The following is a 15,133-nucleotide window of genomic DNA, read 5'->3' as shown; positions in this document are numbered from 1 at the left end:
TGATGGCAGTCTTTACAATCAAATTTGATTTAGTACTAATCCTACTTATTTGAATATTAATTATTTTAATCAACACTATTTACGTTTTACAAACGAATTAATAGAGGAAATGAATAAAATTAATCTTAACCAATTAGTAAATGAATTTTTTACAACTTTAAAACTTAAAAATGAAAGTGATCAAAACAAATTTGCTTCAGAATTATTGAAAAATAAATCTTTATCAGAAGCCGAAAAATTATTTGAATTATCCTTTAAAACTTCTAAAAACAGTTATCACATTGAGACAATTGATTTAGATAAATTAAGAGATAAAAATCACTTACAATCAAAACTTTCGAAAACTGAAGAGGGTATAAAAATTTACAAAGATTTTAGTTTTAGTATAGAAACGCCGACTTTTGATGATATTCACGGATTAGTGTATATTAAAATTTCCGGAAAAACAACTGTTAATTCAAAAACATTAAATACAAGCAGAATAATGCGTTGCTATGCTGTATTTAAAAAATATTTTGATTATAGTACACCACAAAACTATAATGGACATTCAATTGTAAATGATCAATCAATTTTTACACTTGATGATTTAATTCAAAGAATGAAAGCCGCATCTAAAACTATAACTAATAATAAATTTGGCAATTTTGTTGAATTTAGTGGCGAAAACATTAATGGTTTAAAAGCTATAGTTGATGAAAATAGTATCAAAAAACACGACAGCAAAAAAATTGAATTTGAAGTGAAATTTGTTAAGGAAAACGTTGCTTATGTTGATAGCCAATCAGAAAATAAAGCGCAACAGTACAAAGATTATGAAATAGGCCATAAGAAATATATAATCGATTTCGGTGAGCTAATTAAAAATAATCGTAGAAGATATTTTGAAAATTCAACTTTTGAATGAATTTACTTAAGTGATAAATCTAGTAAAAAAGCATCTGATGCCAAATTTGAAGAATTTAAATTTATTAATTCCAAAAATTATAGTTGATTGAGTTCTGTTGATATTAAATATACAAATCCCAATGACTTAGATGGTACAGTTTCAATATGATATGACACTATTAATTTCAAGGATGGAATTGATAAAATTGAATTAGCCATTCCTAAGCAATCAAATAGAATATCGGGATTTAAGACGCATAAAAATAGTATTGAAGAGCCAAAATTTGTTTTCGAAATTAATAAAGAATCCGAAATATATAAAAGCCAATGAAATTGAGAAAATACAGGTCTATTAAGACACGGGATTGTCTATACTTGATTTTACAAGAAAGATTCTTACAACTGAAATAATGACTACGATAAAAATACTAAATATAAATTGTTTACCCAACTTTTCCGTGATATGAACACTAATACTGATTTGAATTTCAATGAAGCAAACATTTCTAATATTTCATACAATTATGGTAAAGGATCTTTTACAATTAAATATAATATTCAATTTGATGTTATTACGTCTATTGATCAAAATGGTCAAGTTCATAAAGCGCACATGGAAAACAATTATGAATATGAACTAGAATTAAAAAAATTTATTTTGACGTTGCGTTATTTAAGGACATTCGAAAATCCTAGCGCAACAGGTCTTAAACAAATTGTTTCTTATCCTTATCCAAATGGAGCTGGTAAGTTAACAAGCTTTTACGAATTGCATAAAACTACCGATCCAGAAAAATGAAAAGAATTAAAAAAGATTTTTGAGGAATTTTCTAACTTCGCTAATACTGAAGACGGAAAAAATGGAATAGGATTTCATCTAAATAGTGATATTGCCAGAAATAGGGAAAAACTTCTTAATAAGGAATTTCAAGAAAAAGTTATAGAACAATATGAATTCTGAATTTCAAAAATTAAAGCGTGATTTGATTCGGTTGGTGAACAAGGAACAACTACTTGAAAAGATTTATTATCATTTTATGATTTAACAAATAAGGATTCAGATGCCCAAGGAATGGGTGACATTTAGATCTTACATATTATATTATTAGGTGCAACACTTGTAAAAAGTGTTTGCATTTTTATAATACAATTTGGGGGAATTAAGTTTTTCAAAAACGCTAAAAAAATTCCTGAAAACAAAACATGTTATCACGCTCAATATTACATTTTAGGCGAAAAATACAATTGTCCATGTTTTTATTTTGTTTGATATTGTTTGACAATGCTATCTATTTGAATAATGTTAATGCATTATAAAAATCAAAAATAAAATGAGATTTTAATTGTGTGAGCGCAAACGAAAGTATAATTATTACACATACAATAAGCATTTGTGGGAGTAAATATGAATAATAAAAAAATTAAAGTATTTGTATATGATGCAATAGTAAAGGCTGAAAACTTTTTAGCTATGTTTGGGCTAAAAATTAAAAATGAGCCCGCCAAATTAGCTGGCTATAAATCTTTTTTTAATCGTGACAAAGACGTATTTATTAAAAAAGACTATTCATCTATAGTAGATGGAGTTTTGCTTGAATTAGACGAGGCAAATTTAAAGCGTCTTGATAAATGATATTTATTTCCATATTTTGATCGAATTATGTTGAATGTATTAGATGAGAACAATCAGATAGTTGAAAATGTCTATGTCTATAGCAAAATTGTTTCGCTAGAGGATTGCATTTCGTTTGATTCATTAATTAACCCTGAAGATAAGGCAAAAATTTTTAACGGAGTACACGAAAATCTTTTAAAGTTTTTGGAAGCCGAAAAGAAAACTAAAAACCTGCCATTTCACGATGTTGTTTTTCTATATGAATTGTCAAATGAGCAAATGCAGCAATTTAAAAATTATAAATACCCATATGTTTATATAGTTAATAAAGAATTCAAATATAACATTCCAGCTATGTTTTTACCTGTAACTATAAATGGTTTTGAATATTTAGCGCTTGTAGCTTTCTATCGCCAAGAACAACTGAAAGCAATTGACTATAAATCCTTTTTTGAAAAGCATCAAATATTTGAATTTGCAAGCAAATATAAAAATGTTGATGTTTCGATTTTAAATACTACCAGACCATTTCAATATCTAGTTACTTCAGAAAATACTGCGCTTTCATCTGAACAAATTGCAACTCACGAAAATACTTTTGAATTAATGACGTTTGATTTTCAATTAAACCCATGGAATCGCTTTAATTATCTAATTGGCGTATTTGATCAAATCGAAAATAGTAATTAATTAAATAAAAAATGCAGCCTTAACGTTGATTTGTTAGGGCTGCATTAAACTTATTTGATATTGTAGTATTTTTGATATCATTCAATATTTATTTTGATTAATACCTTTAAATAAAAAGCAAAAGGAATTCAAGTTATAAAAATTAATATTAACCCTAATATAATCATGACAGTTTGATTAATTTTATGTAAAACAAACGCAAATTCATTTAAAATCGCAATTGCGATGCTAAAAACTGTTAGCAACAAAAATGTCAAGATATAAGCAACTTTATCACGTCTACTTAATTTTTGGGTTAGCGTTGCCATAACAAAAGCTATTAAGTTTATTATAACGGGTAAGATTCAGGTCAATTGAATAAATATATATAGTAAGGTTAATTCGCTAAATATTGCGCCGCCAATTTTAAAACTATTTAAACTAATCGACAAATTTGTTGTGAAACCAAATATAAATACTATAGTGCTTAAAAAATAAAGTGACAAGATAACAATACTGATCGTGTTGAATGCCAACGTCATTTTTTGCATTTTTTCAGTTTTGCTATTATTACTTAAATTATTAATTTTCCTAATTGAATAAGCGTGAGAATCATCTACTAATTTAAAATTCAAATGTAAATCTTGATTAGTAATAATTGCTAATAATTTCTTTTTATTAAAACTATTTAAACAGAGCAATATATTTAATGGTTCATAATCATTATTTTCTTCATATTGATTTAGAAGACATTTAGCAATATTATATTTGCTAATTTCTAAATTATTCATATTTAAATATGACAATATCGCGGTGTATTTAACTGTGTTATAGTAGTTAAAATATTTAGCTATTTTCTTAAATTTTTCTTTTTCCGCTTCTATTAATCTTGAGTTGATATAGTCTGTCTTAATTTCTTTATAATATGCAAAGCAGAAGCTTATTATAAAATATGCCATTAAATATTTTACGAACTTGTAATTATTAATATCTTTATAAATAGCAAGCTTTTTCAATAGTGTGATTTTAATAGGAAGATATAAGTTTACAATTAATAAGATCGTGGTCAAGACAAAAACCCTAGTGTATTTTTGTATATATGCGCCTCTTAAAAAATATATTCCGGTCACAAGTAAAGTACATAGTATTGCTGATATAAAATTTCATACAACTAGTCAGGCAATATTTTTCTTAATGTCTTTTCCCTTAAATAATATTATCTTTGCATTTTCAATGTTTTCTTCTAAATTTTTATTCATTTCTAATATTTATTAGAGAAAAAACTATCAGTAAATTCTTTGTTTTTTGCGATTTTAAAAATTCAATAATAGTCTTTTATATATCCGCGCAAATTGTCATATATAATTCTTCAATAAATTCCGTAAATATTTTTATTTACAATTTCATTTTCAACATATTTGATATACACAATTATTGAAATCATATTTTCTCTTTTATGTAATTTATTGGTTAATAGAGCAAAATATGGTATTACCATACCGTAGTAATGATTAATGCTATTTTGAATAGAACTTCAAGCCATATTAATTACCCTTATTGCAAATTCAGCAGCAGATTTTATTGCAAGTATCATATCGAAAGTTTGGTTACCTGTTGGATCAACCCCTTCAAAAATTTTTGATAAATAATATTCTATTTCTTCTAATATTTTCGGCGCCTTATTAATTTGTCTAGAGTATCATTTTAAATCGCTTGCAACTTTACTAGCTAATGAAGTATAATCTATATATTTTTTTACACCTTCTTTATTAGCGGCCTGAATTTCATCAACATCGTATTCGCCCATAATTCTATTAATTTTTTCTTGATCTATTGCCAATTTATTTTCAAGAATATCATAGTAATCTTCTCTTATTCTTCTTGTGTATCCCTTTGAAGGATTTATTTTTTTTCTTAAATTTTTTATTTCACTAATTAATTCATCTTTCGTTTTAGTTTCGCTTTTCAAATTAATAATTTCATTTTCCTTTAAAAAAGCAAGTATTTTTTCTTTATCTTTTTCATTTTTTATTAAATCTAAAGTTTTTTGCAATAAATTCAATTTATCTTCGTATTTAATGTTGTTTTCATTTTGTTGTTCAACTATCATTTTTTTCATCTCCTTTTATATTTAATTTCGCCAATAAATAACACCGTATATCATTGGCATTAAAATTTAAATTAGCTGCAACATGTAATGAATGCTTATCAAATGTGTTTCAAAAATTAGATTTTAAATTTGTCACTATTTTAAGCGAATTTAATTCATTATTTTTTGACATATCTAATATTTCGTATCAAATAGGATTTCTATTTTTCAAAATGCTATCAATTTTTTTAATTTTATTTAGTATTTTTTTGTCAAAAACCATTGGCAAAAACTCAAATGTAAAAAAATTAAAAAATTCGCTGTTTAAATTATGTAGACATTCGTTTTTATAGTAAACATTTTTTATTTGTTTAGAAATTCAATTTATATCCAAAGTATATCTTTTGACATATGGGAAAAAATAATAAACAAAATAATTACTCAATACCAAATAATTTAATGTTTCGTTAATTTTATCTATATTTTTAAATTCCTTTGTGTGAATACTGAAAAGTCAAATTAGATCAACAATTGTGTTAATTCTACGTTCATTTTTTTTAACTAGAAATTCCATAAGTTGAAATAGCTTCATTGATATCTGTCAATAAACATTACAATAATAAATTTCGCCACTTTTTTTGACATATTCGTTAGAAATACATTTTGTTGGCAAAATTTCTATTTCTAATCCAGCTACATTGGTTAAAAAATTTATGTATGAATTTTCACAAACATTAATATTAAATTTTAACTCATTCATTTTAGATCTAATTTGTTCTATGTTGGCGATCCCATTTAAAAATATTAGGTCTATATCATTTATTTTTCTTCAAAAAATTTTGTCATTTAGCAAAATGGAACCGCTACCTTGCAATACCAAATCAAGATTGTTGAATCTTATTTTATTTAATATTTTAAATTTTTTAATGTTGTTGTATTTATTTAAAAACATTTTGATACTTTTTATTCCGAATAATTTGTTTATTTTATTTAATCTATAGAAAATACTAAATGTATTATTTTTATTAAAGGTGTGATTAAATTGAATAATTAAGTAAATTGAAAAAACGGCCATAAATATTATGATGCAAAGCATCAATACTCACGACCATTTAAAAAGCAATTTATTAAAAACTAATAAAAATATCGCAAAAATAATAGTTATAAATATGAATATTACAAAGCACAATATTGCTTTATTAAAGCATTTTAAAATATATTTGTTATTTTTTGATTCAAATTTTTTAATTTGAGTTTCGCCTATATCCATTTACTATATTCTATCATTAACATCAAACAATTTAATTTAAAATAGAAAGAATTTTTTTGAATATTAGAATTAAAAATGAGAAGCAACCGCTTCCCTTTTACTATATTAGTAATTAATTATTATTAGCTTTATTTAAAGCTTTATCAAGAGCTTCATCGTTGTAAAAATCTTTATAATCTATTTTAAGATCTGGCTCAATTCCACTTTCAATTTCTGAATTGTTTTCGCCGAATACTGCGTTGTTAGGGCTACTAATTGTTACGGTTGTTCCATCCATTAAAGTAAACGGCATAATAGCAGACATTCCACCACCTGTTCTTTGACCAATAATTTTTGCAATTTTCATTTCCTTGACAATACTTGTTAATTGATTTGCTGCGCTAAATGTATTCAAACTTACAAGTAAATTTCAATTATATTGTTTGTAAGCATCGTTATCGTAATTTCCATCACCATCTGTATCGACTCTCGATTTTGTTAAATCGGCGCGTCTATTTAAAACATCATATTCGCGATTCAATATCGGGTCATCAGTCATAAATCCTAAGGCTCTAACCATCGCATTAACACTTCCGCCACCATTTAATGAGATATCAAGAATAATGTTTTTAATTTCAGTTTTTTGTTTAACTTCATCCATTAATTTACGCATCAAATAATATGTGTCATATTTTCATGCATCTTCGCCTTGTATTTGATCTTTTTCGCCATCCACAAATTCAAAAACATTAACAATAGCTGTTTTGTTGTGATATCTAATATAATCTTTTGGTTGAAACTTAGAAATTTCGCCAAAACGTTTTTCAAATGATTCTCTTAACATTTTTCGATTAGCGTAAAATTTCTTAAGGTATTCTCCTTGTGTATCTTTTATTTTTAATGCGCCTAAACGTGGTTTACTTCAATCACTTTCGTAATATGATAATGAATTCATTCTCGTATGTAATTCGTTTAATTGTTTATGAAATATATTTACATATGCTTCATTATAATCTTCAGCGTTTGTAGATAAAAATTTTTCCTTGTTTTTCTTGCTTATATAATTATCAAATGAATCTATTTTTTTGTATCCTTTTAAGCCGTAAAAATAGTCCATTGTAAATAAAAAGTGATTATATGTCGCTTGCCTTAACTCTTTAGATTGACTTTTACCTACTAATTCATTATCTCTAATCTTCTTTCTAGTATCTTTGTCTGTTTCTCCATATGAATCCATGCCCGCAAAAACATTTACAAATTTTTTACCATTAAAGTACATGTTTGTAAATGCTTGACTCATGTATAATGTATTAAAGATTGAAAAAGGAATTAATAGTTTACCTTTGTGATATAAAATGTCCATATCATATTTTGCAAGATTAAAAGTTACACCTTTATTATCTTCTTTCTTGCCTTCATATTCAATTTTCAAAAATTGACTATTATCAGTTAATTGTTGCGGTTTAAGAATATTATAGAAAAAACTTGTATTTGTTACATGAATATAGTTTTTAACTCAATTGTAAATCAATTGTTCAACAACCTTATCGCCTTCTAAAATTTGGTAAATTTTTTGATTATTAACTTCGTCGACAATTACTTTAAAACTGCCATTATCAACATATCCTTCCAAAACTTTTAAAACTTCATCAAGATCTACTAAAGGATTTTCTTTTTTGCTGTCAACAAAATATGCATTAATTTTTCCAGGATTTATTGTATATTCACGGTTAGTGTTTTCAAAGTCACATTCTTCTTTTGTAATATTTGCACTATCATCATTTCTGGGTTCTGGATCAATTAAATTTTTGTCTTCTTTAGTTATGTCTTTTAATTCTTGTTTCGTCTTATTCAAATCTTTTTTGGTTTGGTCTAGTTGTTTTTTTGTTTCTTCTAATTCTTTTCTAGTTTTATTTAATTCCTTATTGTCACATGAAGATGACAATAGTGTTATAGGCATAAGCATGCCCATTCCAAGCGGCATAATAGCAGCTGTTAAAATTTTTGATTTAATCGATTTTTTCATTTATATATTGTCCTTATTTTATTTAGTGCTTTGCACGTTTTCATTTTAGCACCGAACAAAATCAAAAACAAAAATTTTTAAAAGTGTGGATTGTTATTTATTTAAATAAATAAAAAAATAATTGGTCTAATGTACCAATTTTTTTGTGAAATATTTTTTATTATTTTTTGTTAATTATTTAGTAAAAACGGTTTTGAAAATAAAATTTTTTTGCCTCTATAATTCTAAACATTTTTTAACTTTTGTTATGCAAATAATTAAAAAAATTTATTTTCTCAAATATTTCCAATAAATTACTTATAAATGTTAACTATGATAGTAATTATTTTTATTTAAAATCTTAAAAATTTTTGCATTTTTTTACGAAATATTTTTCCTGTAATTTACAATTATAATGCACGAGTTAACAGCAAAAAATGAAAGGAGGAATTATGCCAAAGAAAGTCGTTTTAGGAATGAGCGGTGGAGTTGATTCATCTGTGTGTGCCTATTTATTAAAAGAACAAGGATATCAAGTTATTGGTCTATTTATGCGGAACTGAGATTCATTTTTAAACAATGATTTTAAAGGTAATCAAAACATTAATGAAAATGTATGTCCGCAAGAACAAGATTATCAAGATGCACAAGTCGTGGCAAAAGAACTTGATATTCCTCTTTTTCGTGTTGACTTTGTTAAAGAATACTGGGATTATGTATTTAGCTATTTAATAGATGAATATAAAAAAGGAAGAACACCAAACCCAGATATTTTTTGCAATAAGTTTATAAAATTTAAGGCATTTTCTGATTATGCCTTTAAAAACCTCGATGCAGATTTTATCGCTATGGGACATTATGCAAAAGCATGTGATGGCGAATTGTATCGTGCAAAAGATTTGAATAAAGACCAATCTTATTTTTTAGCACAACTAAATAACGACCAACTTAGTAAAGTAATTTTTCCTTTAGCTAATTTTATGAAATCTGAAGTTCGTGAAATAGCTAGAAAGTTAAATTTAAAAACAGCTAATAAAAAAGATTCAACCGGAATTTGCTTTATTGGCGAAAGAAAGTTTACCCAATTTCTAGAAAACTATATTCCCGCGAAGCACGGCAAAATTTATGATATAGCTGAAAATAAAGTTGTTGGCTCGCACATTGGCGCAATGTATTATACAATTGGCCAACGCAAGGGACTTAACCTTGGTGGATTTGAAAAACCATATTTTGTTGTCGGACATAATATTGAGAAAGCAATAATTTATGTCGCCAACGAAAATCACAATGAATATTTATTATCTGATAAGTTGATCGCTACCGATTTTAACCAAATCGCGAAAAAATTCGCACCAGAAAATTTAACTGCAAAATTTAGATATCGCCAAGTTGATATTCCAATTTCATTAAAGTTAGGTGAAAATAATCAAATTGAAGTGCAATATCCCCCTACAGAAGCGGTTACTCCTGGCCAAGAAATTGTTATCTACCAAAATGATAAAGTTATCGGTGGTGCTATAATTGATAAAGTATATTATCAAAACGAACTAAAAACTTATTTATAACTAAGGAGAAAATGTGTTAACATCAAAACAAATAAGACAAATGTGACTTGATTTTTTTGAATCTAAAGGACATTTAATTGTCGAATCCAAATCATTAATTCCACAAAATGACCCTTCACTACTTTGAATTAACTCGGGAGTAGCAACATTAAAAGATTATTTTAGCGGTAAAAAAATCCCTCCTGCACGTCGTATTACCAATTCACAAAAATCAATTAGAACAAATGATATTGAAAATGTTGGTGTCACTGCCCGCCACCATACATTTTTTGAAATGCTTGGTAACTTTTCAATTGGCGATTACTTTAAAAAGGAAGCCATTGACTTTGGCTATGAGTTTGTTTTTAATGTTTTAAAATTGCCAAAGGAAAAAATTTATATTACTTACTTTTCAGAAGATATCGAAACATTTGAACAGTGAGTTAAAAATGGCATTGACCCAAGTCATTTAATAAAAGGAACAAGGGACACAAACTTTTGAGATGTGGGCCAAGGTCCTTGCGGCCCTGACACAGAAATATTTTTTGATCGTGGTGAAAAATATGACAAACGCGGTATTGAATTATTAATTAACGATATTGAAAATGACCGTTATATCGAAATTTGAAATATTGTATTTTCACAATTTAATAACGATGGTGAGAATAATTACACTGAATTAATTTCCAAAAATATTGATACCGGCGCCGGTCTTGAAAGAATTGTTTCAATTATGCAAGATGCCCCTACAAATTTTGACACCGATTTATTTTTACCAATTATTCATGAAGTCGAAAAATTAACTTCTTTAAAATATGAAATTGATAATTACTTCAAAAAAGATGTGTCACAAACCAAAATTAATACATATTTTAAAATAATTGCCGATCACATTCGTGCTTCTGTTAATGCGATTAATGATGGTGTTAATCCATCAAATGTTGGTCGTGGATATATTATTAGACGTTTAATAAGACGCTCATATCGTTCTGGCTTAGCTTTAGGTATAAAAGAAAAATCATTTTTATATAAATTAGTTCAAATTGTTAAAGAATCATTAATTTATAGCATTGATGTAAAAGAAGTTGAGAAAGTTATCAAAAGCGAAGAAGAATTATTCGCTAAAACAATCAATGATGGCGAAAAATTGCTAGAACAAGAACTTCAAAAAAACGGCACTATTAGCGTGAAAGTTGCTTTCAAAATGTTTGATACTTATGGTTTTCCGATTGAGTTAACTAATGAAATCTTAGCTGAAAAAGGTATAAAAATTGACATGCATGAATTTAATCAATTTTTAAAAGAACATCAAGAAAAATCAAGAGGTCAAATTGAAGTCGGAATGCAAAAAGTAATTAATTCGCTTGCAATTATCCCTGATAAAGTATCAGAATTTATTGGTTATGAATTTACAAAAAGCAAATCAAAAATTCTTTATTTGTTAGATGATGAACATCAGATTGCAAAAAATAATGACGCTGATGCTATAAACTATGTAATTTTAGATAAAACACCATTTTATGCAACAAGTGGAGGCCAAAATCATGATTTTGGTTATATGATTCAGAATGGTAATCGCATTGAAGTTTTGGATGTTTTTAAAGATAAATATTGAAATCCAATTCATATGATTAAAGGTATTATAAATGATAAAGACGAAGTTGAATGTTTTGTTGATGAACCAAAGCGTTTAAATTACGCGCGAAATCATTCATCAACACATATTATGTTTCACGCTTTAAGAAAAACATATCCACATGAAATAATTGAGCAACTTGGATCAAATATAACGCCAGAACACTTTACTTTTGACTTTGGATTAGATCATCGTCCAACCAAAGAAGAAATTAAAAATATTGAAAAAGAGATGCGTGAGTATATTAAGCAAGATGCAAAACGTAATTATATAGTTACAAGTGTTAAAAAAGCCCAAGAAATGGGCGCATATATGACGATTGCCGAATCAGAATATCATGACGCTAATGCGGTTAGAGTAGTTGAATTTGAGAATATCACAAAAGATCTTTGTGGTGGAACACACGTAAGTCATACTGGTTTAATTGAAGATTTTAAAATCGTAAGTGTTGATTCAAAAGGAACTGGAATTTATCGTTTAAGAGTTGTAACTTCGTTTGAATTAGTTGCTAAATATCTTGATAGAGAAATTAATGAAAAACAAAAATTGCTCGATACATTAATCAAAAATAATCAAGAATTAAATGCGAGTTATTCAATTGAATTCGTAAAACAAATTCCCGAAACAACCTCTGAAAAAGAAAAGTTATTAAACCAATATGAAATTTTTGAAAATTTAATCAGAAACGATTATCGTAAGTTTTTAAAACAAAAGCAAAACGAAAATGTGAATATTGATGAATATGTTGCACAAAGTATCGGTGACAAACAAATTATTATTATTGATAATTTAACAAATCCGATTTTAAATCGAGCAGTAATACAATTGCGTGAAGCAAATTCAGATGCAATTATTATCGGTTTGCAAAAGATAAGTAAAAATAATTATTTTATAATAGTTGCTTCAAAGAAATATAATGCCCGTGAAATTTTTATGGATATATGCCAAAAACTAAATGGTAAAGGTGGCGGCAATCAAATTGTCTGCCAAGGTTCATTATCACTTGAAATTTCTTTAAATGAAATTATTAGCAAAATTAAAGAAATTTTAAATGCGTAAGTTAGCACTTGATTTAGGCACTAAAACTTGTGGTTTTGCCATCTCAGATATAAATTGCATAATTTCAAGTGGTTTGGAAAATTTTAATTTTGAAGAAAACCATTTTGTTGAAGTTTTAAAAAGAATTGATTGATACCTCTATCAGTCAGAGTATAAAAATGAAATAGACGCTATCGTAATAGGATATCCATTACGTATGGATTTATCTAAAAGCAAAAGAACTTATATGGTTGAGCGATTTGCGAAACGTATTGAGGAGGCTTTTGCAATTAGCGTTATATTTCAAGATGAAAGACAAAGCACAATTAACGCTGAAGAAATTTTATTAGGAGCTGGTTATAATTCAAAAAAACGTAAGACTAAAAAAGATTTGCTTGCAGCACAACTAATTTTAGAAGATTTTTTAAACAAAAAATAAGGAAAGAAACTTATGGAAACTAAAAGGCAAGAAATAAAACTTTTTGAAGATGAAAGTAGAAAAATAGTTCTTGATGATGAATCTATATTTCATATAATTGTAGAATTACCTGAAAACGGTGAGGATTATTTCATTTTAACTGATAGTGAAGCTTTATATTTTGCAAAAAAAGGCGAAGGCTCTGTTTTAGTTGAATTGGAAGATGAAGGCGAAATCGACATTCTAACTGATTTTCTATTCGAATTAAACCAACATTATATTTTTTTGGATAAAGATGGAAAATCAGATCTGCTAGCTAGATTAATTGGATACAACAAGGAAGACTAAAATGTTAATTAATAGTGGTTCAAAATTATCGCAAAAAGTAAGATTAGCATTGATTATTAGCGTTGTTTGTGCATTAATAATTGCGTTTACCGTCTTTGCAATAACACTTTTGTTCAAAAAAAAATATGCCGCCAAATTTATTAATCCAAAAGAAGAAAGCGAACTTGCTAAACTTAAATTAGAAAATCCTAATTATGGCATTGTTTTGACAGGAATAAAAAAATTCTATACTGCTACCGAAGATGATTTTTTTGTAGCATTTATTATTAATAGTATATATTTAAACAAATATACAAATATTTTGAGCAATACTAGAGCTGATTATTTACCAATCTCGATTTCAACACTTGCAAATAATTGCACTGTTAATATATTGGATAGCAATCTAAAAGAAAAGAAAATTGATTTTGTTAAAACTGAAATTGAAAATCTAGATGAAAAAAATCTAAAATACATTAGGCAAATTGTATCAGATAAAAAATACGATATGATTGTTTCGCTTGATAAGACCGTATCTATTTCAAATAACATTTTAAATTTTAAAGAATATTTAAGCGATAAAGGTATGTTAATTATTAATATGAATAACTTGCGCGAATTAAAAGAGCAAAAAAATGCCATATTAGCAAACAACTTTCGCTATGAAACAATAAAATTTCATCACGAAAATGTTATAATATTGGCAAAAAATGAGAACATGTCTGAAATCGCTAAAACAAACTAGATTCTCTAACCCTATTAATAAAATTAAGGAGACATTAAATGCAAGAAGATAAGAAAAACTATTTAACTCGTCAAAGTTATGAAGAGTATCAAAATAAATTAAAATACTTACAAGAAGTTGAAAGACCACAAGTAATTGAAGAATTAGTCGAAGCTAGAAATCAAGGTGACTTATCTGAAAATGCTGAATATGATGCCGCAAGAGATAAGCAAGCAGCAATTGAAGCAGAGATTCTTAAAATTCAACATATTTTGGAAAATTGTGAAGTTATTGAAAACGAAGGAAAAGCAAATATTGTTAAAATTGGTTCCACAATTAAAGCTATCAATTTATCAACTAAACAATTAATTGAAGCAACGATTGTTGGTGCTCTAGAAGCTGATCCATTTAATAATAAAATATCTAATACTTCGCCATTAGCAAAGGCTGTTTTAGGAAAGCATGTTGGCGAAACTATTCAAGTTGATGCTCCAAATAAATATAAGGTAAAAATTGAATCAATTTTATAATTTACAATCTTGTAATAAAATATAAATAAGAATAATATTGGCAAAATTAACTAAAAATGCTAAACAAACAAAATCCCCTTTATATTCAAAATATTACTAATTTAATCATTTAAAGTGGCGAAACGCCATTTTTTTCATTAATTTTTCGCACAAAATCAAAAAAATAATTATTTTACAAACTAAAAAATAAAATATGTATAATACTAAATGTACAATTTAGAAAAAGTACAGATAGTTCTTTGAAAACTGGATACGAATACCATAACGTCAATTTAAAAAAACAATAATAAAATAACTAACCAAAATCAAATATTAAGAGTTTGATCCTGGCTCAGGATGAACGCTGGCTGTGTGCCTAATACATGCATGTCGAGCGAGGCTAGCAATAGCCTAGCGGCGAA

At 26.8% G+C, this 15,133-nt stretch carries 12 protein-coding genes and 1 rRNA gene; 9 read left to right on the top strand and 4 right to left on the bottom strand.

Annotated elements, in window-relative coordinates; translation table 4 throughout:
- Together FJM08_RS08390 and FJM08_RS03070 are read left to right on the top strand one after the other, a co-directional pair.
- A partial coding sequence (locus FJM08_RS08390) for a hypothetical protein (RefSeq protein WP_170177187.1) occupies positions 1-1,975 on the top strand: 1,975 nt, incomplete at its 5' end.
- Between the two features lie 318 nt (positions 1,976-2,293).
- Positions 2,294-3,193, top strand: coding sequence for a gamma-glutamylcyclotransferase family protein (locus tag FJM08_RS03070; RefSeq protein ID WP_140031731.1), 900 nt, complete (start codon positions 2,294-2,296; stop codon positions 3,191-3,193).
- 50 nt (positions 3,194-3,243) lie between these two features.
- Here FJM08_RS03070 and FJM08_RS08385 read toward each other — a convergent pair whose 3' ends face one another.
- From FJM08_RS08385 to FJM08_RS08370, 4 genes are all read right to left on the bottom strand, one after another.
- Positions 3,244-4,431, bottom strand: coding sequence for a hypothetical protein (locus FJM08_RS08385; protein ID WP_140031730.1), 1,188 nt, complete (start codon positions 4,429-4,431; stop codon positions 3,244-3,246).
- Between the two features lie 2 nt (positions 4,432-4,433).
- The gene (locus tag FJM08_RS08380) at positions 4,434-5,282 is read right to left on the bottom strand and encodes a hypothetical protein (RefSeq protein ID WP_140031729.1); all 849 of its coding nucleotides are present in this window, start codon (positions 5,280-5,282) and stop codon (positions 4,434-4,436) included.
- Entirely contained in the window at positions 5,248-6,531 is a 1,284-nt protein-coding gene (locus FJM08_RS08375; RefSeq protein WP_140031728.1) for an MAG4530 family protein, read from the bottom strand. Before FJM08_RS08375 ends, FJM08_RS08380 begins: the two co-directional genes overlap by 35 nt.
- Positions 6,532-6,643: 112 nt before the next feature.
- On the bottom strand, positions 6,644-8,536 hold the full coding sequence (locus FJM08_RS08370) for a S41 family peptidase (RefSeq protein WP_140031727.1): 1,893 nt from the start codon (positions 8,534-8,536) through the stop codon (positions 6,644-6,646).
- Between the two features lie 431 nt (positions 8,537-8,967).
- Between FJM08_RS08370 and mnmA the strand changes: the two genes are divergently transcribed.
- The 7 genes from mnmA to FJM08_RS03015 form a co-directional block, all read left to right on the top strand.
- On the top strand, positions 8,968-10,080 hold the full coding sequence (mnmA, locus tag FJM08_RS03045) for a tRNA 2-thiouridine(34) synthase MnmA (RefSeq protein WP_140031726.1): 1,113 nt from the start codon (positions 8,968-8,970) through the stop codon (positions 10,078-10,080).
- A 13-nt stretch (positions 10,081-10,093) separates the two neighbouring features.
- Positions 10,094-12,754, top strand: coding sequence for an alanine--tRNA ligase (gene alaS / locus FJM08_RS08365; protein ID WP_140031725.1), 2,661 nt, complete (start codon positions 10,094-10,096; stop codon positions 12,752-12,754).
- Complete coding sequence (gene ruvX / locus FJM08_RS03035) at positions 12,747-13,172, top strand: Holliday junction resolvase RuvX (protein ID WP_140031724.1); 426 nt, start codon at positions 12,747-12,749, stop codon at positions 13,170-13,172. The genes alaS and ruvX overlap by 8 nt, the downstream gene beginning before the upstream one ends.
- Positions 13,173-13,184: 12 nt before the next feature.
- A complete protein-coding gene (locus FJM08_RS03030; protein WP_140031723.1) occupies positions 13,185-13,499 on the top strand; it encodes a hypothetical protein in 315 nt (104 codons plus the stop codon).
- Between the two features lies 1 nt (position 13,500).
- Positions 13,501-14,223 (top strand): BC85_0335 family putative methyltransferase, encoded by a 723-nt coding sequence (locus FJM08_RS03025; protein WP_140031722.1) that lies wholly within the window; start codon positions 13,501-13,503, stop codon positions 14,221-14,223.
- A gap of 38 nt (positions 14,224-14,261) precedes the next feature.
- Positions 14,262-14,732 carry a transcription elongation factor GreA gene (gene greA / locus FJM08_RS03020; RefSeq protein ID WP_140031721.1) on the top strand — a complete coding sequence of 157 codons (471 nt, stop codon included), beginning with the start codon at positions 14,262-14,264 and terminating at the stop codon, positions 14,730-14,732.
- A 308-nt stretch (positions 14,733-15,040) separates the two neighbouring features.
- Positions 15,041-15,133, top strand: a 16S ribosomal RNA gene (locus FJM08_RS03015); the annotation flags it as partial.

The organism is Metamycoplasma equirhinis, from assembly GCF_006385185.1.
GTDB lineage: Bacteria > Bacillota_I > Bacilli_A > Mycoplasmatales > Metamycoplasmataceae > Metamycoplasma > Metamycoplasma equirhinis.
Note: the sequence above shows the minus strand (reverse complement) of the source record. Positions and strands in the feature narration are given on the sequence as shown.